The following is a 20,305-nucleotide window of genomic DNA, read 5'->3' as shown; positions in this document are numbered from 1 at the left end:
ATGAAGACAAGGTATTCCTTTGGCGGCGACGAGCACGTCTATGTCGAGGTCGACGAGGAGATGTCGCTCGAAGCCTTCTTCGTAGCACTGTCGCTGCGCAACGCCGTGGCCGAGGCGAACATTCCCGGCGTGACCGAGATCTGCCCCGCCAATGCCAGCTTTGAAGTGCGCTTCAACCCCGACGTGATCTCGCCCGACGAGATGATGGCGCGGATCAAGGAGCTCGAGCACAAGGCCGAGGCCGGCGAGAAGCGCCTCGACACGAGGATCGTCGAGGTCCCGGTCTATTTCCAGGACCCCTGGACCCACGAGACTCTGATGCGGTTCCGCGAACGCCATCAGGATCCGGAGGCGACCGATCTCGAATATGCCGCACGGATCAACGGCTATGACAGCGTGGAGGCCTTCATCGAAGCCTATCACTCGCAGCCGTGGTTCGTCTCGATGGTGGGTTTCGTGGCGGGTTTGCCCTTCCTTTACCAACTCGTCGAGCGCGAGAAGCAGATCGAGGTGCCGAAATACCTGCGCCCCCGGACCGATACGCCCAAGCACACGGTCGGTATCGGCGGCTGCTTCGGCTGCATCTACTCGGTGCGCGGCGCGGGCGGCTACCAGATGTTCGGCATCACCCCGATGACGATCTTCGATCCGACCCAGACCGTCTCCTATCTGCAAGACTTCATGGTCTTCTTCAAACCCGGCGACATCGTGAAGTGGAAACCGATCGACCGCGCCGAATTCGACCGGATCGAGGCCGCCGTGAAAGACGGCACCTATACCCCCCGCATTGCCGAAGTGACCTTCGATCTCGAAGCGTTCAACGCCGATATGGCGGGCACCAATGCGAAACTGATGGAGGCCCTCAATGGCGTTTAAGGTTGTCAAACCCGGCCTGTCGACGACGATCCAGGATCTTGGTCGTCCGGGCTATTTCCATCTCGGCATTCCCGAAGGCGGTGCGATGGATCGCTTCGCGATGCGGGTCGCCAACATGCTGGTCGGCAATGACGAGGCCGAGGCCGGTCTGGAAGCCGTCTTCATGGGCCCGGAACTGAGTTTCGAGGATGACACGCTCGTAGCCGTCACCGGTGGCGAGATGCCGATCATGGTCGATGGCGAGCCGCGCGAGAGCTGGTCCTCCTTCGTCGTGAAGGCCGGTCAGACGCTGAGCTTCGGCTTCCTGAAATCCGGCGCGCGCATCTACATCGCCTTCGGCGGCGGGATCGACACGCCGAGCGCACTCGGCTCGCGCTCGACCTATCCGATCGGGGCACTTGGCGGGGTCGAGGGCCGCGCCATCGCAGCCGACGACGTAATCCCGGTCGGCAAGTCCAAGGACATGACCGAGCGCACGCTCGACAAGGCGCTGCTCGCCCCGGTTGAGACGCCGGTCAGCCTGCGGGTTCTCCCGGGCCTCTACTGGCACCGGCTGACCCCGGCGTCGCAGGCGCAGTTCTTCGCCGACGAGTGGACCGTCGCCCCAGAGGCGGACCGGATGGGCTATCGCTTCCGCGGTGGCGCGCCGATGGAATTCGTCGAGCGCGAACAGCCCTTCGGCGCGGGCTCCGACCCGTCGAACATCGTCGATGGCTGTTATTCCTACGGCTCGATCCAGGTGCCGGGCGGACAGGAGCCCATCGTGCTCCATCGCGACGCGGTCTCGGGCGGGGGCTACTTCACCCTCGGCGCGGTGATCTCGGCCGATATGGACCTGATCGGGCAGCTGCAACCCAACACCAAGGTGCGCTTCGTCGAAGTGACCATGGAACAGGCACTGGCCGCGCGCACCGCACGCCGCGAACGGCTCGACAAGATCCGCGCCGCGCTCGGGTAAATCCCGGGCGCCCCGCGCCGACGTTATTCCACAAGCGGGGACAACCCGCGATCAAACCAAGCAACAGAGAGGTCTCTGAACAATGAAACATGTCCTGACATCCGTCGCGCTTCTGGGCGCTACGTGTGCCGCGCTCCCGGCCATGGCCGAGGATGCGTGGTTCCCCTACCCCGCCGAAGAGGTCGTGCCGGCCTTCTCCGCCGATGGCACCGCCCAGCCCATCGAATATGAGGCGCTGGCCAAGGCCGACAAGGATTACAAGATCTGCGTCTCCTTCCCGCATATGAAAGATGCCTATTGGCTGGGCGTCGATTACGGTGTGACCGAAGAGGCCAAGCGTGAAGGCGTCAGCCTGAACGTGGTCGAGGCCGGTGGCTACACCAACCTCGCCAAGCAGATCAGCCAGATCGAGGACTGTGCCGCCGGTGGCGCGCAGGCGGTCATCATCGGGGCGATCTCCTATGACGGCCTGAACTCGGTCGTGAAGGAACTGGCCGACAAGGACATCCCGGTCATCGACCTCGTCAATGGCATGTCCTCGCCCGACCTCGCGGCCAAGTCGCTCGTCTCCTTCGAGACGATGGGCAAAGAAATCGGCTCCTACCTCGCGCAGAAGCACCCCGAGGGCAGCGACGAAGTGACCGTCGGCTGGTTCCCGGGTCCGGCAGGCGCCGGCTGGGTCGAAGCTGCGAACAAGGGCTTCATGGAAGCCGTGAAAGGCTCGGCCGTGAAAGTGCTCGAGCCGCGCTACGGCGATACCGGCAAGGAAGCCCAGCTCAAGCTCGTCGAAGACGTGCTGCAGGCGAACCCGGAAGTGAGCTACATCGCGGGCACCGCGGTGACTGCGGAAGTAGCACAGGGCCTGCTGCGCGAGCGCGGCCTGACCGACAAGGTCGGCAACCTCGCCTTCTACCTGACGCCCGGCGTCTATAGCGGCATCCAGCGCGGCTTCATCGAGGCGGCCCCGGCGGACTCCATGGTCATCCAGGGCCGGATCGCGGTCGATCAGGCGGTGCGGATCCTCGAAGGCAAGGACTACGTCAAACATGTCGGTCCGAAGATCTTCGTCATCACCAAGGACAATATCGAAGACACGCCGCGTTCGGCGGTGCTGCCCCCGGACGGCTTCCAGCCGGTCTTCTCGGTGAACTGACGACGCGCGGCGCCGGCCCTCCCCCTTCCGCCGGCGCCGCCAATTCCTGCCCTGGGAGACAGAAAATGACGAGCAAACCGCTTCTACAGGCGCATGGGCTGAGCAAGGCCTATCCGGGTGTCCTCGCCCTCGATGCCGTCGATTTCGACCTCTATGCGGGTGAACTGCATGTGCTGTTCGGTGAGAACGGCGCGGGGAAATCGACGATGATCTCGCTGCTGGCGGGCGCGAATACTCCGACTTCCGGCACGATCGAGATGCGCGGCGAGCCGGTCCAGTTCGCCTCGGTGGCTGATGCGCAGGCCAAAGGCATCCATACCGTTTTTCAAGAATTCTCGCTGATCCCGACGATGAGCGTGGCGCAGAACATGTTTCTGGCTCACGAGCCGGGCGTCGGCCCCTTCCTGTCGCCGCGCGCGATGCGCCAGCGGGCAAAGCAGATCCTGACCGATCTGAACTTCGACATCGACCCGGACCTGACCGTGGCGCGCCTGTCGCGGGCGCAACAGCAAATGGTCGAGATCGCCAAGGCGATGCAGGGCGATCTGTCGGTCCTGATCCTCGACGAGCCCACCGCCTCGCTGACCGATCGCGAGGTCGATCAGCTCTTCGAGGTGATCGGGCGGCTCAAATCCGAAGGCGTGGGGATCATCTATATCTCGCACCGCGTGCATGAATTCGAGCGCATCGCAGAGCGCGTCACCGTGCTGCGCGACGGCGCGCATATCGGCACCGCGCCGATGGCCGATATGACCGAACAATCGCTCGTGGACATGATGGCCGGGCGCGAAATCCGCGACATTTACCCGAGCATCGCCCATACGCCCGGCGAAGTCGTCCTCGACGTGCAAAGCCTCAGCGCCCCCGGCATAGATCATGCCTCCTTCGGGGTGCGCCGGGGCGAGGTGCTCGGCGTCGCGGGCCTCGTGGGCTCGGGCAAGTCGCGGCTGTTCCGCTCGGTGATGGGGCTCAATCCGACCCATGCCGGGCAGGTCCGCTTCAAGGGCCGGGACGTCACCGGCGCGCAGACCCGCAAGCTGGTGAAGGCGGGCGCGTGGTATCTCTCGCCCGACCGCAAGCACGAGGGCCTGATCCTCGCCGAGACGCCGCGCGGCAATCTGGTGATGGATCTGATGGCCGAGGGCGGCCCGCTGCTGCGCTCGCGTCAGCTGAGCACCCGCGCGGCGGAAATCTTCGGCCATGTCGAACTGCACGAAAGCTACCGCGCGCGCGTCGTCGGCAAGCTCTCGGGCGGCAATCAGCAGAAGGTGCTGTTCGGCAAGGCCTTCGGACATGAGGCCGATCTCTACATCTTCGACGAGCCGACCGTGGGCGTCGATATGGGCACCCGCGCGGCGCTCTACCGGCTGATCGCGGAACTGGCCGAGGCCGGAAAGGCCGTGGTGGTGATCTCGTCGGATCTGCCAGAGGTGATGAACCTCGCCCACCGCGCCATTGTGCTCGCCAATGGCAAGATCACCGCCGAGCTGCCGCGCGAGGATCTGCGCGAGGACATCGTCCTGCGCTATTTCTTCGACCAGCCCGGTGCCTCCCAACAGACACTCCAAGACACAGAAGGAAGCCCCGCATGATGCAGGCCAATTCCAAGCCTTCGCTGGCGGCGCTGCCGCTGCGTATCTTCATCAAGCTCGGCGTGCTGCCGTTCTTCCTCATCGCGGCCGTCGTGATCTTCACCCTCGCCGCGCCGAACTTCCTGTCGCCGCAGAACCTGATTAACGTGGCGCGGCAATCGGTCTATCTGGTGCTCGTGTCGCTAGGCCAGATGCTGGTGCTGATCTCGGGCGGCTTCGACCTCTCGGTGGGCACGGTGATCGCGCTCAGCTCCGTCGTCTCGGCGCTGGCGATGACGTGGGCTGCGCAGATCTTCCCCGATGCGATCTGGCTCGTGATCCTGATCGGGGCTTTCGCAGGCTTCGCGGTCGCGCTGATCGTGGGCGCGGTGAACGGGATCGGCGTCGCGCTGTTCGACGTCTCGCCCTTCATCATGACGCTGGGCGTGTCCTCCGTGGGCACCGGGCTTGCGCTGTTCCTGACCGGGGGCGTGCCGGTCTCGGGGCTGCCCTTCGCCTTTGGCGACACGTTCGGCTTCGGCCGGGTGTTCGGAGTTCCCGTGCCCGTGGTGATCGCCGTGATCGCCATCATCGTGATGTGGGTGCTGATGGCCCGCACCCGCGTCGGCGCCCGGATCTATGCCGTCGGCGGGAATATCAAGGCGGCCCATCTGTCGGCGATCAACACCCGCGGCACGCTGATCCTCGTCTATGGGCTTTGCGCCGTGATCGCGGCCCTGACCGGTCTGTTGCTGACCGCGCGCGTCGAGAGCGGCGATGCGAACCTTGGCGGCACGATCGCAATGGAGAGCATCGCGGCCTGCGTCATCGCCGGGGTCTCGCTGCGCGGCGGGATCGGCCGGGTGGAGAATGTCGTGCTCGGCGCCTTCTTCATCATTCTTATGCAAAACGGGATGAACCTCGCGCAGGTCAGCTCCTACATGCAGATGGTGCTCATCGGCCTGCTGCTCATCTGCGCCGTGATCTTCGACCAGCTGCGCTACCGGATGATCGTGAAGGGCTAAGAGACCAATCTGGCCGGGTGCGCGCGTCTCGCGCCACCCGGCTTTTGTCTTTTCGTTCGGTCGAAGCGATATGGAACGAAGCCGACATTCGTTGCGCGCTGCCGGTCGAACACGACCGAGGCCTAGGGTCAGGATGCATTGATTTGTGTTGCGTCGCGTGATTCACGGCTCCGAAAACGGAGAGAAAAAAGACCGTGATGATCGACGCAACCTACCTGAAGGCACACCGCACCGCGACCAGCCTGGCCGCGAAAAAGGGGGCGCGGTCGCCTGATCGGGCGAACCAAGGGGGTTGAGGGAAAAAGAAACTGTCCGGGGGACAGTTTCGCCCGAAAACGGAATACCAAACTGGATGCCATCTGCGACAGCCAAGGGCGACCGCTCAGCCTGTTCGTCACCGCTGGGCAGGTCGGCGACTACATCGGTGCGCAGGCGCTGCTGAGCAGCCTACCCAAGGTCGACTGGTTCCTCGGGGACCGCGGCTTTGATGCCGACTGGTTCCGAGACGCGTTTCAGGACAAAGGGATACGCGCCTGCATTCCGGGCTGGAAGCAACGCAAGACGCCCATCAAATATGACAAACGCCGCTACAAGCGCCGTAACCGGATTGAGACAGTGTTCGGCAGACTCAAAGACTGGAGGCGTGTGGCGACTCGCTATGACCGATCTCCGAAGGTCTTCCTCTCCGCCATCGCCCTGACGGCTCTCGTCATCTACTGGTTATGAATCCTAAGCCTAGAAAATGACAAACCCGCGCCACGAGGCGCGGGTTCGCTCTTCATCGGGAGCAAAGGCTCAGTTCAGCTCGGTCGCACGCTCTGCATCGACGGTCTTCGATGCCTGATCGACGGCTGATTGCAGGTCATCGAATACTTCGCCACCGTTCTGGACGTTGTCCTTGAACCAGCCATAGACCGGCTTCGCGGCGTCCTGGAATTCCTGCTTCTGCTCGGGCGTCGGCACGTAGATCTCGCCGCCGTCCTTCTTGAACTCCTCATAGGCCGCGATGGACTTGCGCTTGGGCGAGGCGAAGGTCGCCTGCTGGAGCGCCGCGAACCCGTCCACGATCACGCGCTGCATCTCGGGCGACATCTCCTTGAACTTCTGGTTGTTCATCCACCACAGCGCTGCCATGTAGGCGTGGCCGTCGAGGGTGAGGTGCTTCAGGCCTGCCTCGGGGAACTTCATGTTCATGATGTCGGTGATGCCGTTCTTGGTGCCGTCGACGACGCCGGTCTGCATCGCGGTGAACAGCTCCGGCCACGGGATCGGGGTCGGCGAGGCGCCCATCGCCTTCACCAGCTCCTGCGGCAGGTCGGCGACGATCGTGCGGATCTTCATGCCCTTCAGATCGGCAGGCGTCTTCACCGTCTTCTTGGTGTTGGCGAAGTTGCGCCAACCGCCGGTGTTCCCGATCGTCATCAGGCGGATCATGTCGTCGCTATCGGCCAGCGCCATCTTGCGCAGCTCGGAGGTGAAAGCGGTGTGGGTCAGCACCTCTTCGGCGACGCGGTCGTTCGGCATCAGATACGGCAGGTCGAGCACCTGCACGTAAGGGAAGATCCCCGCAGCCCCGCCAGAGGTCGAGATGTAGATATCGAGCGAGCCATCCGCGATGCCCTGCAGGCACTCCGCCCCGTTCGAGCACAGCTGGGTGCCGATGAAGAGGTCGACCTTGATCTTCCCGTTCGAGGCGTTCTCGACATAGTTCTTGAACACGACGAGACCGTCGTAATCCTCGTCATTGGTGTTCGAGTTGGCGACCGCGCGCAGCGTGATCGTATCGTCCTGAGCCTGCGCGGCCATGCCGAGCCCCGAGGCCAGCACGGCCCCCAGCGCAAGCGATTTCACAAAAGTTCTGAGCATCGTTTCCTCCCTATATGCTTCAGTCTTGTCTTAGTTGGCGAACCCCGTCAGCCGGGGGATGGTCATCGAAATCGCGGGGAAATAGGTGATCAGGAAGATCACGGCCACTTCGACCGCAAGGAAGGGCAGGATCGCGCGGGCGATGGTCTCCACCCGCTCCTTCGACACGGCGGCGGCGACGAACAGCACCAGCCCCATCGGCGGCGTGGCGAGGCCCACGGTCAGGTTCACGCTCATGATGATCGCGAAATGGATCGGATCGACACCCAGCCCGGTGAAGATCGGCGCGAGGATCGGCCCCAGCACGATGATCGCGGGGCCTGCGTCGAGGAACATGCCGACGACGAACAGAAGGATGTTGATCAGGAACAGCAGGATCAGCGGGTTCTGCGACAGGCCGAGGATAAATTCCGCCAGCGCCTCGGGCGCGTGGGCAAGGCTCACCACCGTCTTGAACGCCATCGCCGCGCCCACGAGCAGCAGCACCACCGACGAGGTCAGCCCCGCCCGCATCAGGATATGCGGCAGGTCGCCCCAGCGCAGCGTGCGCAAAATGAAGATGCCGACGATCAGCGCATAGGCCACGGCGATCGCCGCCGCCTCGGTCGGGGTGAAGACGCCGCCCAAGATACCGCCCAGAATGATCACCGGCGTCATCAGCGGGAAGAAAGCACGCAAGCTCGCCTGCCCCCGCTCGGGCCATGTGTGCTTCTTCGAGGCCGGGGGGAAGCCGTGCTTGTCGGCCATGAACTTGACCATCAGCATCAGCCCGATACCCACCAGCACACCCGGCACGATGCCTGCAAGAAACAGCGCCGCGACCGACTGGCCCATGACATAGGCATAGATGATCATGATGCCCGAGGGCGGGATGATCGGCCCGATTACCGAGCTCGCCGCCGTGATGGCGGCTGCGAATTTGCGGGTGTAACCCTGCTGTTCCATCGCCGGGATCAGCATCGAACCAAGCGCCGAGGTGTCGGCCACCGCCGAGCCCGAAAGACCCGCGAACAGCATCGAGGACAGGATGTTCACATGCGCGAGCCCGCCGCGCAGATGGCCCATCATCGCTTCCGAGAACTCCACCAGACGGCGCGTGATGCCGCCCGAATTCATCATCTCGCCCGCGAGCATGAAGAACGGGATCGCGAGCAGCGGGAAGCTGTCCATCCCGTTGTAAAGGTTACGGTAGAGCAGCGCGAAGTCCCGCTCTTGCCCGTTCAGGAGCAGCATCGCGCCCGGAGCTGCGAGAAGTGCGAAGAAGATCGGCAGGCCGATCAAGATCAGGACGAGGAAAAGCGGAAGAAACCAGACCAGCATCACTCTGCCCCTCCGGCCACTGCGAGAACGGGCGGCAGCGGGTCTTCCCCGGTGCGCAGAGCCAGCAGGTTGCGCAGGATCAGCTCGATATTGACCAGTACCAGCAGCGCGAAGCCCACCACCAGCGAGGCCATCATCCAGCTGCGCGGCACGCGGGTCCAGGCATCGAAAGCCAGATTATCCGGCACCCAGAGCGAGGCAGTCGCGAACTTGCCGCCAAAGCCGGTGATCCCCGCCCAGCCGAGCTTCAGCGCCGCGATTGACACCAGCAGCGAAAGGACCAGCAGCACCAGTGTCAGCCCGCGCGCGACCAGCTTCGGCAGCATCACCGCGAGCATGTCGATCGCCACGAACCCGCCCGAACGAAATGCCGAGGGCGCCATCAGCCCCGCCATCCAGAGCATGCAGAACCGTGCCGCCTCATCGGGCCAAGGCAACGCATTGTTGAGCACATAGCGAAACCAGATCTGGATCAGGATCGCGATGACCATCGCCGCCACGGCGAAAACACCCGCCCACCGACCGATGGCGAGCAGGATGTCGTTCAGCCGGACCAGCGGTCTGGCCAGGATTGTCAGCAGGGTCATGCGCGCGTTTCCTCCCTCGCGATCCCTTGGAGGCCCGGTGCCACGCTCCTCCTGCGCGATCCCGGGCCGGATATGTCAGCGCCTCAGTTCATCTCGATCCGCCGCACCTGCCCACGGTAGAAGGCCAGCGCGTCACCATCGTCGCGCATCACCGCGCGCTCGACTTGACCCAGCACCAGCAGGTGATCGCCGCCCTCGTGGCAGGCGACGCGATGACATTCGAAGCGCGCGAGACAGCCGTCGATCAGCGGCACGCCATGATCGTTGAGGTGATAGGCGTGATCGAGCAGCGCATGGGCATTCTTTGTCGTGGCAAAGCACAGATCGTCCTGATCGGCGGCGAGCACGTGGATCGCGTAATGCTCCGCGTTCTCGAAATGCACGAAGCGGCGCGAGTTGCGATCCGGGGCCCAGATCACCAGCGGCGGATCGAGCGAGACCGAAGAGAAACTGTTCGCCGTGATCGCAACAGGGCCGTTCTCGCTGGCGGCGGTCACGATGGTGATGCCCGTGGCAAACCGCCCGAAGGCGTCGCGCAGCAAGCGGGTATTCTCTGGGCCCGGCACGAAAGTGCGCGGGGTGAATTGGCGGGTTGCGTTCATCATGGGACCTCCTGACCGAGCCCGGCCTCGTAGAGGCGGAACCACGTCTCCCTATCGATCTGAACCTTGAGCGCATCGGAAAGCTTCGCGATCCGCTCGAGGTTATTGGTCCCCATCACCGGGATGATCCGCGCCGGATGGGCGAGCAGGAAAGCGGTCGCGACAGCCGCGCGATCCACGCCCTGCGCCTCGGCGATCTCATCGAGAACCGCCTGCACCGCCCCCTCGCCCGTCATCAACGCGCCGCCGCCCAGCGGCGACCACGCCATCACCGGCTGCGCCTGCCGCTGGTGGAAGGCCAGATCGCCATTGGTGAAGGGCTGCAGACAGCCAAGGCTGATTTCGATCTGGTTCGTCACCAGCGGCGTCTTCATCCCCGATTGCAGCAGCTCCCAGTCCCACGGGCGGAAGTTCGATACGCCCACCGCGCGCACCTTGCCCGAGGCGACCAGATCATCGAGCGTGGCCCCTGTCTCGTGATGGTCCATCAGCGGATCAGGACGGTGGATCAGCAGCAGATCGATCCGGTCGGTGGCCAGCTCCCGCAGCGAGGCCTCGACCGAGGCTTCGATATGGGCGCGCGAGGTGTCGTAATGCTTCACTTTGCGATGCGAATGACGGCCCGCCGAGACGATGATGTCGCATTTCGTGACGATCTCCATCTGATCGCGCAGCGACGGGTCCTCGCGCATCGCCGCGCCGAAGACCCCCTCCGCCGTGTAGCCGCCATAGATGTCGGCATGATCGAAGGTGGTGATCCCCTGCTCCAGACAGGCGTCGACCTTGGTGCGCACATGGCTGGGCGAGGTGTCAGCATCGTCGGCCAGTCGCCACATGCCATAGACGATCCGGCTGAGCGCCACGTCGGAGGTGAGGTCGATCTTTTCCATTAGCGGCGTTCCCCTTCTGCGAGCGGTGTTGCCGGCGGCCCCATCGGGACGCGACCATAGATTTCGGGCAGCGAGACCGTGTCGAGATGCGGCATCACGAGACGGCCGAACTGGCGAGCCTCGTCGATATGCGGATAGCCCGACAGGATGAAGGCGCGAATGCCCATCTTGCGATATTCCTCGAGCTTCGTGAGCACCTGATCGGCCGAGCCCACCAGCGCCGCGCCGCAGCCCGAACGCGCGCGCCCCACCCCGGTCCAGAGGTTCGGCTCGACATAGCCGCTCTCATCCGCGATCTCGCGGTTGCGCGCCTGCTTCGACACGCCGAGCGAGCCCGCATCATGCGCCCGCTCGCGGATTTTCCGGCCTTCCTCGTCATCGAGCTTCGAGACAAGTTCCTGCGCGTATTCCTTCGCCTCGGCCTCGGTGTCGCGCACGATCACATGGACTCGCAGCCCGTAGTCGAGAACGCGCCCGTGCCGCTCGGCGGCCTCGTTGACCACCTTCATCCGGCCTTCCAGCTCTTCCTTCGTCTCGGGCCACATCAGGTAGACGTCGCAATGCTCTGCGCACAGCTCGACCGCCGCCGGGGAATAGCCGCCGAAATAGAGAAGCGGGCCGCCCTGCTGATAGGGCTTCGCCGGGTCGGTCGTGAGGCCTTTGAAATTGTAGACCTGACCTTCGTAATTGATCTCGTCTTGGGTCCAGGCCTGCTTGAGAATCTCCACCACCTCGCGCGAGCGCTGGTAGCGGAATTCGCTCTCTTCCTTCTCGCCCGGGAAATCCGACGAGATGATGTTCACCGTCAGACGGCCTTCGAGCATGTGGTCGAGCGTCGCGATGGTGCGCGCCAGCATGATCGGTTGCATTTCCCCGCAGCGCACGGCGGCGAGGAAATTCATCCGGTTGGTGATCTGGCTGGCGCCGGCCACGAAGCTCAGCGTGTCTTGGCCCACCTGATAGCTCGACGGGCACAGGATGTTGCGGAAGCCCTGCCGCTCGGCCTCTCGCACGATATCGGAACAATGCGCCCAGCTGGAGCGGAGATCGCCCTCGGGCTGGCCGAGATAGCGGTAATCATCCGAACACAGGGCAGAAAACCAGGACACCTCCGCGGCATCGAGATCGCTCGATTTCACCGGCACAACAGTCATGCGTTCCTCCCTCGCGATTCCCGTTCGATTTCCCTTCACTTAGCAGCCGCCTTGATATAGATCAATACTGTATCAATTTTTGGGGCGACCAAGTGACACAGGCAAATCAAGGGTCAGAGCGCACCGGACTGCCGATCTACAAGCAGGTTTCCGAAGTGCTGATTCGAGATATCGCGGCGGGCCGGCTGACCGACGGGGAGCGCCTTCCCCCCGAACGGACGATGGCCGCGCAGCTGAAGATCGCGGTGGGCACTTTGCGGCGCGCGCTGGAGGATCTGGAGGAGAAAGGTCTACTGGAGCGGGTTCAGGGCTCGGGCAATTACATCCGCACCCGCAACCTTCGCGACCATTTCTACTCCATGCTACGGATCGAGCTCCTGTCGGGAGGCGGATTTCCGAATGCCCGCATCCTCTCGGTCGATGTGATGGACAAGCCCGCCGACCTGCCGGAGTTTGGCACGTCCAAGCGCGCGAGCCGGGTGCGCCGCCTGCGCTTTCTCGACGAGACGCCGGTCGCAGCGGAGGAAATCTGGCTCGACGCCTCGAAGGGCGAGGTGAAAGCCGAGGATCTCGAGGACTCGCTTTACGCCTATTACCAACGCGCGCTCGGCTTCTGGATCGCGAGCGCCGAGGATCGGGTCAGCTTCGCGCCGATGCCGGAATGGGGGCCGTCGGAGCTCGACTGCCGCCCCGGTGAGACCGCTGGCTATATCGAGCGCTTCAGCTGGGCCGACGGCCCTGCCCCGGTCGAATTTTCGCGCACATGGTTCGACACCAGCCGCGCACATTACGTTCAACGCATGAGATGAGGAGGCTCGGATGAGCGTCACCAAGACGGGACCCGTTCGCTACGGCATGATCGGCTGCGGCATGATGGGACAGGAACACCTGCGCAATATTGCGCTGCTGGACGGGGCGGAGGTCGCGGCGATCTTCGAACCCGACGCGGAGATGGCGCAGGCCGCGCAGACGCTCGCCCCCGGGGCGAAGATGGCGGGGTCGGTGGCGGAGCTTCTGGCGGTGGAGGCGCTCGACTGCCTCGTCATCACCAGCCCGAATTTCCGCCATCTCGACCAGCTCGAAGAGATCGCATCGACCCGCCCGCTGCCGGTGCTCGTGGAAAAGCCGCTTTTTACCGATCCGACCCATGCGGAGCGGCTGCAAGCCTTCCGAGACAGCTACCCCGCTCCGGTTTGGGTCGCGATGGAATATCGCTACATGCCGCCGATCGCCGCCTTCCTCGACGAGGCCGAGGCAGCGACGGGCGGGATCACCATGCTCACGGTCCGCGAACACCGCTTCCCATTCCTGTTCAAGGTCGGCAACTGGAACCGCTTCAACCGCTACACGGGCGGCACCTTCGTCGAGAAATGCTGCCATTTCTTCGACCTGATGCGGCTCGCCCTGAAATCCGAGCCGGTGCGCGTCATGGCCTCCGCCCCGCCCCCGGTGAACCACGTCACCGAGGCCGACGCGCCTGATATCCTCGATGCGGGCTTCGCCATCGTCGAATTCGAGAGCGGCGCGCGGGCGATGCTGGAGCTGTGCATGTATGCCGAGGGCGCGCGCTATCAGGAGGAGGTCACCGCCGTCGGACCCAATGGCAAGATCGAGGCGCTGGTGCCCGGCCCGACCCGGTTCTGGCCCGCGCATCTGGGCGCGCCGCCGGTGCCGAAACTGGTGATCTCGCCGCGCGATCCGAAAGGCCCGGTGGAGCGCGAGCTGCCGGTGCCCGAGGAACTGCTCGCCGCGGGCGATCACAACGGGTCCACCTATCACCAGCATGTAGGCTTCATCGCCCTCGTGCGCGGGGAGCGCAGCGCGCCTGAGGTCACGCTGGAAGATGGCTGGGCTGCCGTCGCTATCGGCCAAGCGGTGCAGCGCTCGATCGAGACCAGCGAGGTGGTGCGCCTCGCCGACCAGCCTTGGCAGCGCGTGAGCCAAGACGCCTGAACGCCACAAGCGACGCTCCCCGAAAACGAAAACCGCTGCGCCCTCCCTCGAGAAGGCACAGCGGAGAAGTCTTGCTACATCGGACCGAGGCCACCCCTCGAGCTCGCGGTCACTTGGATAGCCGCACTGCGAGCTCAGGCCGCGCCACAACATCGGCAAGCGCGGAATAGACCCGATCTGATCACCGGAAACTTGCCCGTTCGAAGCGGGGGGCCGATTGGTGGGGCTCTACTGAACAAATCCTGTGAGGGATTCATCTCGTGAATCTGACCAGCCACTGGCGGTTCACCCAGTCGCGATTGAAGACAAGTTAACGTTTGATCCGCCCCCCTTCACCGCTCCAGGCGCATCCGATGAGACGGCGAGAAGGCTTGCCGCGCATAGGTAATCGGTTGCGCATCGAGCCAGGTCACCCAGAGCATCGTGAGCACCGGATCGTCGGGCGCGCAGACAAGAGGTTTTGCAGCCGCCCCGGCAGATTCCGCCAGGAATTCCATCCTGCCGGGAGTATAGGGTGTCTGCCGGGCGAGCCAGCCATTCGGGTTCTTCTTCGATAGGTCCACTTCTTCGATCTTGGGGCTCAAGGGCCCGAATTTTTGCAAGCGTTTGAATTTAATACATTTGTTGCGCCCACAGCAAAGCCACCGGTCGCAGAGTCAATAAAACATTTGACTTCAATGGCTTAGATCCGCGGACCCCGCGCCAACCGATTAACACACGGCCTCCTTGCCTCAAAATTAGCGAAGAAGACGTCTACGATACACGGGGCCATTCAAGCGAGCTGGTGCCTGGGCCTGAAGATATTCGACAGCGACATCGCTGTGCTTTGAGGACACTCGGATCGCGCCTCAGCTTTTCGCGGCCGGGGCGGCAACAGTGCTGCGCTCGACAAGTTCGCAGTCGAGGATCCGAAGGGCGCACTGCCCCGGCCCGTTTTCGAGCATGTCGATCACCATCTCGGCCGCGACTGCTCCCATTTGCTGCCGCGGCTGGCGAATTGTAGTGAGCGGCGGGTCGGAGATCTCGGCCAGCATCGTGTCATCGAAGCCGATGACGGAGAGGTCGCGCGGCACGTCCAGACCGGCTTGCTGTGCAGCACGGATCGCACCCAGGGCGGATTCGTCATTGGCGCAGAAGATTGCGGTTGGCGGATCCGGCAAGGCAAGCAGGGCGCGGGTTGTGCGCCGTCCGGTCTCGAAGCTGAAATCCCCCGGCGCTTCGAGGGCGGGATCCGCTGGCAGTCCTGCCTGCGAGAGGGCGCGCCGATACCCCTCGCGTCGTTCGCGGCTGATGATCCGCGCCATCGGGCCGCACAGATGCGCGATCCGGCGATGTCCCAGCGCATGAAGATGGGCCACCGCCTGCGCGGCCCAACCGACATTGTCCACCAGCACCGCGCAGAGCGCGAGTTCGGGATTATCCTCTGACACCAGCACGACCGGGCCCTGCTCGGCCATCTTGCGCGAGAGGCCCGCGGGCAGATGGCCGGTCAGCAGGATCAGGCCGTCCACGCGCCGCCCCAGATACTGTTCGGCGTAGAGACGTTCGACGTCTTCGAGCCCATCCGTTCCGCCCACCACCACAGAAAACTGACGCTCCCGCGCGACATACTCCGCGCCCTTGATCAGCTCGGCGTAGAACGGGTTTTCAAGGTCCTGAACGAGGATCAGCAGCGAATTGGCCGCCTGGGCGCGCAATTGACGCCCGATCAGGTTGGGGCGGAAACCGAGCTCCTCGGCGATCTCATGCACCAGTTCGCGAGTCTTGGGGCTGACTTGGTCGGGACGGGTGAGCGCTCGCGACACCGTAGCGGTCGAGACGCCGGCGCGGCGCGCCACGTCGGCCATCGTGTGGCGCGGGCCACTCGCCCCTGCCCCCGCCATTCCGCCCTCACCCGACTCACCGCTCACATTCGTCCCTTTCGCTTCATTCTCTATAGGCCCTGCCGGTCCGCGTTCACCAGTGGCAGAGCGCTACACCTCCTGTATTTACTCGGAAATTTCATGATTGCAATCGATTACATGCGCGATTAGCGTAAAATGTAATCGATTGCATACGGGATAGATCCCCGATGACGTCGAGACGCGCGATTGAGGAGTCGCGATCAATTCTGGGAGGATTTCATGCAAGCTCATAAAGGACGGCACGCCTTCGGCATCGCCGCATCTCTGGCGCTCAGTCTCGCCGCAGCGCAGGCGCAGGCGGCCGACAAGGCGGAGGTAATCCACTGGTGGACCTCGGGCGGCGAACACGCCGCGGTCAAGGAATTCGAGAAGGCGTTCGACGCGCAGGGCGGCAAATGGGTCGATGCCGCGGTTGCCGGGGGCGGCGGTGATTCCGCGCGCGCCGACGGGATCAACCGCATCATCGGGGGCAATCCGCCTGCCGCCATGCAGTTCAACACCGGCAAGCAGTTCGACGAGCTGGTTTCGAACGGGCTGTTGCGCAACCTCGATCCGCTCGCGAAGAAATATGGCTGGAAGGACAAGATCAACCCGGTGCTGCTGAACGCGGTGAGCCAAGATGGGCACATGTATGCCGTGCCGGTCGATATCCACTCCAACATCTGGCTCTGGTATTCGCCCGAACTGCTGAAGAAAGCAGGCGTCGAGCCACCCAAGACCTGGGACGACCTGTTCACCGATCTCGACGCGCTCAAGAAGCAGGGCGTGATCCCGCTGGCGCAGGCGGGCAGCGCCTGGACGCAGGCCCTGACGTTCTTCAACGTCATGATCGGCGAGGGTGGCAAGGACCTTTACATGAAGGTCCTCAAGGATCGCGACGTCTCGGCAGTGAAATCCCCGGAGTTCCTCAAGGTCGCGCAGACGTTCGGCAAACTGCGTAACTACGTGGATAGCGGGATGCAGGGTCGGCAGTGGAACCAGGCAACCGCGCTGGTGATCAACGACAAGGCCGGCTTCAACTTCATGGGCGACTGGGCCAAGGGCGAGATGGAACTCCAGAACAAAGTGCCCGGCAAGGACGTAGGCTGCATTCCGGCACTGGGGCACAATACCTACTGGGTCGGCGGCGATGTCTTCGTCTTCCCCAAGCTGAACGACAAGGCCGAGATCAAAGCACAGGACCTGCTTGCCAAGGTGCTGCTCGAACCCAAGGTGCAGCTGGCCTTCAATGAGAAGAAAGGCGCGGTGCCCGTGCTCAAGGACGTGCCGAGTCAGGATATGGACCAATGCGCGCAGCAAGGGCTCGCGCTGCTCAAGAAGGGCGACTACGTGCCCAGTTCGGACATCCTGATCTCGCCCGACATGAGCGGCTCCATAACCGATCTCGTGGCTTCGTTCTTCACCGACAAGAGCCAGACGCCCGAGAACTTCGTGAACCGCTTCGCCCAGATCATCGGCGGCTAAGCGGACGGGGCCGCGATCCGTCCCTTGGGGTCGCGGCCCCGGCGCGCCCAGCCTCCCCGGGCGCGCGCCCTCTCCCGAGACCGTCACGAGACAGGACATCACGACATGAAGCCGCTTCGACTGCGCCGCCTGAGCGCACAAGTTGCGCTCGTCCCGACATGGATCATCGTCATCTTCGCCTATATCGGCACGATCCTCTGGACGATCCGCATCTCCTTCACCAGTTCCGGCATCCTGCCCAAATACGACTTCGTCGGATTCAAGCAATATGACCGGCTATTCCAATCTTCCCGCTGGACGATCTCAGTCGAGAACCTCGCCATCTTCGGCCTGATCTTCGTCATCGGCTGTCTCGTGCTCGGCTTCCTGATGGCGGTGTTCCTCGATCAGAGGATCAAGGGGGAAGGGATTTTCCGCACGATCTTCCTCTACCCCTACGCGATGTCCTTCATCGTCACCGGCCTCGTCTGGGCCTGGATTCTGAACCCGACGCTGGGCATCCAGCAGGCGGTGCAGAACTGGGGCTGGCACGGCTTCACCTTCGACTGGCTGTCACGCGGTGACCGGGCGATCTATCTCGTGGGATTTGCCGGCATGTGGCAATCGGCGGGTCTTGTAATGGCGATCCTGCTGGCCGGACTGCGCGGCGTGGACGAAGACATCTGGAAGGCCGCCCGTGTCGACGGCATCCCGCCGTGGCGCGTCTACCTCTCGATTGTGATCCCGATGCTCTCGAGCATGTTCGTCACCGCGGTGGTGCTGCTCGCGATCGCGGTGGTCAAAGTCTACGACATCGTGGTCGCGATGACCGGAGGCGGTCCCGGCATCTCGACGGAGGTGCCCGCCAAATTCGTCATCGATTACCTCTTCAACCGACAGAACATCGCGCTCGCGACCGCGGCCGCCTCGGTGATGTTCGTGGCCGTGCTCGTGGTGCTGGGTCCGTGGCTCTACAACCAGTATTTCCGCCAGAACCGGAGGGCGTCATGACCGCTGAGACCCAACCGCGCGGGCGCAAGCCCCGGCGGCTCACCGCCAGCCGGATCGGCATCTATGCCTTTCTCGTGCTCGCAGCCGCGTTTTTCCTACTCCCCTTCTACGTGATGATCGTGACATCGTTCAAAACGATGCCCGAGATCCAGCAGGGCAATATCTTCGGCCTGCCCACCGACTTCACCCTCAAGCCCTGGTCCACGGCCTGGGCCCATGCCTGCACGGGCGTGAACTGCGAGGGCATCCGCGTGGGGGTGCTGAACTCCTTCGAGATCATGATCCCGGCTGCGACGCTCTCGATTCTGCTCGGCGCGATCAACGGCTACGCGCTGTCGTTCTGGCGACCGCGTGGGGGCAACCTGATCTTTGCGGTGCTGCTGCTCGGCGCGTTCATTCCCTACCAGGTCTATCTTTATCCGCTGGTGCGGATGCTCTCGAAAGTGTCGCTCTACAACACCCTGCCCGGCATCATCGTCGTGCACGTGATCTTCGGTCTGCCGGTGATGACTCTGCTCTTTCGCAATTATTACGTCGCCGTGCCTATCGACCTGTTCAAGGCTGCGCGGATCGACGGGGGCGGTTTCTGGACGATTTTCTTCCAGCTGATGATCCCGATGTCCGGGCCGATCCTCGTCGTCGCCGCGATCCTGCAGGTCACGGGGATCTGGAACGACTTCTTGTTCGGCCTGATCTTCGCGGGGCGCGATCACCTGCCGATGACTGTCGAGCTCAACAACGTAGTCAACACCACCACCGGGACCAAAGCCTACAACGTCAACATGGCCGCGACGATCCTGACCGCACTCGTGCCGCTGATCGTCTACTTCGTCTCGGGCCGCTGGTTCGTCCGCGGCATCGCCGCCGGCGCCGTGAAAGGATAAATGCAATGGAACCTTCTGTTAGTGTCCGCGATCTGCGCATCAGCTATGGCGCGCTGGACGTCATCGACAATCTTCAACTGGACATCACACCGGGAGAATTTCTTGTGCTGCTGGGACCCTCGGGCTGCGGCAAGTCTACCCTTCTCAATGCGATCGCTGGCCTGATCGATATCTCCGACGGCGAGGTCTGGATCTCGGGCAAGAACGTCACATGGGACGAACCCAAGGATCGCGGGATCGGCATGGTGTTCCAATCCTACGCGCTCTATCCGCAGATGTCGGTGGAGAGGAATCTAAGCTTCGGGCTGCGCGTCGCGCGGCATTCCAAGAAGGACATCGCGGAGCGCGTCTCGCGCGCAGCCGAGATCCTGCAGATCGAGCCTCTTTTGAAGCGTCGCCCCTCGAACCTGTCGGGCGGGCAGCGCCAGCGGGTCGCGATCGGTCGGGCGCTGGTGCGCGACGCGGATGTCTTCCTGTTCGACGAGCCGCTTTCCAACCTCGACGCCAAGCTGCGCGTCGACCTTCGTGTGGAGATCAAGCGGCTCCACCAGCGGCTACGCTCGACGATGATCTACGTCACCCACGATCAGATCGAGGCGCTCACGCTGGCTGACCGGATCGCGGTGATGCATGGCGGCGAGATCCAGCAGCTCGACGAGCCTCTCACGATCTACAACCGACCATGCAACATGTTCGTTGCGGGCTTCATCGGGTCACCAGCCATGAACTTTTTCGATGGGCGTCTGGTCGCCGGACAAGACGGCCCGATCTTCGAAGGGCAAGGCTTTGCCACGGGTCTCGCGGGCTATGACGGCAACGGCCCCCTGCCGGTTAATCGCGACGTGATCCTTGGCGTGCGCCCGGAACACGTGCTGTTCGACCGGGATGCGGCAGGCCAACCGGCAGAGGTCGAGGCCGTCGTGGAACTGGAAGAGCCGATGGGCGCGGACAGCCTCGTCTGGCTGACCTATGGCGAGGCCAAGCTCTCGGTGCGCTGCGCCTCCGGCAAACGCTACCGCCCCGGTGACCGTGTCCCCATCGCCTTCGACATTACGCGCGCGTCGATCTTCGACACGCAAAGCGAAAAGCGCCTCTAGGTGCGCACCTG

At 63.6% G+C, this 20,305-nt stretch carries 19 protein-coding genes and 1 pseudogene; 12 read left to right on the top strand and 8 right to left on the bottom strand.

Going from position 1 to position 20,305, the window contains the following annotated elements; genetic code table 11:
* From BMI88_RS02105 to BMI88_RS02080, 6 genes and pseudogenes are all read left to right on the top strand, one after another.
* Positions 1-876, top strand: coding sequence for a carboxyltransferase domain-containing protein (locus BMI88_RS02105; protein WP_078540024.1), 876 nt, complete (start codon positions 1-3; stop codon positions 874-876).
* A complete protein-coding gene (locus tag BMI88_RS02100) occupies positions 866-1,834 on the top strand; it encodes a biotin-dependent carboxyltransferase family protein (protein ID WP_078545609.1) in 969 nt (322 codons plus the stop codon). The genes BMI88_RS02105 and BMI88_RS02100 overlap by 11 nt, the downstream gene beginning before the upstream one ends.
* A gap of 82 nt (positions 1,835-1,916) precedes the next feature.
* On the top strand, positions 1,917-2,987 hold the full coding sequence (gene torT, locus BMI88_RS02095) for a TMAO reductase system periplasmic protein TorT (protein ID WP_078545607.1): 1,071 nt from the start codon (positions 1,917-1,919) through the stop codon (positions 2,985-2,987).
* 65 nt (positions 2,988-3,052) lie between these two features.
* Positions 3,053-4,579, top strand: a complete 1,527-nt coding sequence (locus BMI88_RS02090) for a sugar ABC transporter ATP-binding protein (protein ID WP_078545605.1) — start codon at positions 3,053-3,055, stop codon at positions 4,577-4,579.
* A complete protein-coding gene (locus BMI88_RS02085; RefSeq protein ID WP_232621712.1) occupies positions 4,576-5,583 on the top strand; it encodes an ABC transporter permease in 1,008 nt (335 codons plus the stop codon). The genes BMI88_RS02090 and BMI88_RS02085 overlap by 4 nt, the downstream gene beginning before the upstream one ends.
* A gap of 185 nt (positions 5,584-5,768) precedes the next feature.
* Positions 5,769-6,309: pseudogene (locus tag BMI88_RS02080) on the top strand (IS5 family transposase); the annotation flags it as partial.
* A gap of 69 nt (positions 6,310-6,378) precedes the next feature.
* Here BMI88_RS02080 and dctP read toward each other — a convergent pair.
* The 6 genes from dctP to BMI88_RS02050 form a co-directional block, all read right to left on the bottom strand.
* Positions 6,379-7,449 (bottom strand): TRAP transporter substrate-binding protein DctP, encoded by a 1,071-nt coding sequence (gene dctP, locus BMI88_RS02075; RefSeq protein ID WP_078545603.1) that lies wholly within the window; start codon positions 7,447-7,449, stop codon positions 6,379-6,381.
* Between the two features lie 30 nt (positions 7,450-7,479).
* Positions 7,480-8,769, bottom strand: coding sequence for a TRAP transporter large permease (locus BMI88_RS02070; protein ID WP_078545601.1), 1,290 nt, complete (start codon positions 8,767-8,769; stop codon positions 7,480-7,482).
* Positions 8,769-9,356, bottom strand: a complete 588-nt coding sequence (locus BMI88_RS02065; RefSeq protein ID WP_078545599.1) for a TRAP transporter small permease subunit — start codon at positions 9,354-9,356, stop codon at positions 8,769-8,771. Before BMI88_RS02065 ends, BMI88_RS02070 begins: the two co-directional genes overlap by 1 nt.
* Positions 9,357-9,439: 83 nt before the next feature.
* Positions 9,440-9,958, bottom strand: a complete 519-nt coding sequence (locus BMI88_RS02060; RefSeq protein ID WP_078540433.1) for a flavin reductase family protein — start codon at positions 9,956-9,958, stop codon at positions 9,440-9,442.
* Positions 9,958-10,848, bottom strand: a complete 891-nt coding sequence (locus tag BMI88_RS02055) for an aldo/keto reductase (RefSeq protein ID WP_078545597.1) — start codon at positions 10,846-10,848, stop codon at positions 9,958-9,960. The genes BMI88_RS02060 and BMI88_RS02055 overlap by 1 nt, the downstream gene beginning before the upstream one ends.
* Positions 10,848-12,002, bottom strand: coding sequence for an LLM class flavin-dependent oxidoreductase (locus tag BMI88_RS02050; protein WP_078545595.1), 1,155 nt, complete (start codon positions 12,000-12,002; stop codon positions 10,848-10,850). The genes BMI88_RS02055 and BMI88_RS02050 overlap by 1 nt, the downstream gene beginning before the upstream one ends.
* Positions 12,003-12,094: 92 nt before the next feature.
* Here BMI88_RS02050 and BMI88_RS02045 point away from each other — a divergent pair, with 92 nt between their 5' ends.
* Both BMI88_RS02045 and BMI88_RS02040 read left to right on the top strand, forming a co-directional pair.
* Positions 12,095-12,811: a GntR family transcriptional regulator gene (locus tag BMI88_RS02045; RefSeq protein ID WP_210401990.1), complete on the top strand. Its 717-nt coding sequence runs from the start codon at positions 12,095-12,097 to the stop codon at positions 12,809-12,811.
* 10 nt (positions 12,812-12,821) lie between these two features.
* Complete coding sequence (locus tag BMI88_RS02040; RefSeq protein WP_078545593.1) at positions 12,822-13,955, top strand: Gfo/Idh/MocA family oxidoreductase; 1,134 nt, start codon at positions 12,822-12,824, stop codon at positions 13,953-13,955.
* 332 nt (positions 13,956-14,287) lie between these two features.
* Here the strand turns inward: BMI88_RS02040 and BMI88_RS02035 are convergent, their stop codons facing one another.
* A complete protein-coding gene (locus BMI88_RS02035; RefSeq protein WP_078545591.1) occupies positions 14,288-14,539 on the bottom strand; it encodes a hypothetical protein in 252 nt (83 codons plus the stop codon).
* A 264-nt stretch (positions 14,540-14,803) separates the two neighbouring features.
* The gene (locus tag BMI88_RS02030) at positions 14,804-15,802 is read right to left on the bottom strand and encodes a LacI family DNA-binding transcriptional regulator (RefSeq protein ID WP_168173923.1); all 999 of its coding nucleotides are present in this window, start codon (positions 15,800-15,802) and stop codon (positions 14,804-14,806) included.
* A 276-nt stretch (positions 15,803-16,078) separates the two neighbouring features.
* On the opposite strand from BMI88_RS02030, the gene BMI88_RS02025 reads away from it, so the two are divergent.
* The 4 genes from BMI88_RS02025 to BMI88_RS02010 all read left to right on the top strand — a co-directional run bounded on the left by BMI88_RS02025 (position 16,079) and on the right by BMI88_RS02010 (position 20,294).
* On the top strand, positions 16,079-17,323 hold the full coding sequence (locus tag BMI88_RS02025; RefSeq protein WP_078545587.1) for an ABC transporter substrate-binding protein: 1,245 nt from the start codon (positions 16,079-16,081) through the stop codon (positions 17,321-17,323).
* Between the two features lie 105 nt (positions 17,324-17,428).
* Positions 17,429-18,313: a sugar ABC transporter permease gene (locus BMI88_RS02020; protein WP_078545585.1), complete on the top strand. Its 885-nt coding sequence runs from the start codon at positions 17,429-17,431 to the stop codon at positions 18,311-18,313.
* Positions 18,310-19,197, top strand: a complete 888-nt coding sequence (locus tag BMI88_RS02015; protein WP_078540038.1) for a carbohydrate ABC transporter permease — start codon at positions 18,310-18,312, stop codon at positions 19,195-19,197. The genes BMI88_RS02020 and BMI88_RS02015 overlap by 4 nt, the downstream gene beginning before the upstream one ends.
* Before the next feature lie 5 nt (positions 19,198-19,202).
* The gene (locus BMI88_RS02010; protein WP_078540039.1) at positions 19,203-20,294 is read left to right on the top strand and encodes an ABC transporter ATP-binding protein; all 1,092 of its coding nucleotides are present in this window, start codon (positions 19,203-19,205) and stop codon (positions 20,292-20,294) included.
* The last annotated feature ends 11 nt before the right edge of the window (positions 20,295-20,305 follow it).

It is taken from the genome of Thioclava sp. F36-6 (assembly GCF_002020305.1).
GTDB lineage: Bacteria > Pseudomonadota > Alphaproteobacteria > Rhodobacterales > Rhodobacteraceae > Thioclava > Thioclava sediminum.
The sequence above is the reverse complement of the archived record's forward strand: the minus strand, read 5'-3'. Positions and strand labels throughout refer to the sequence as shown.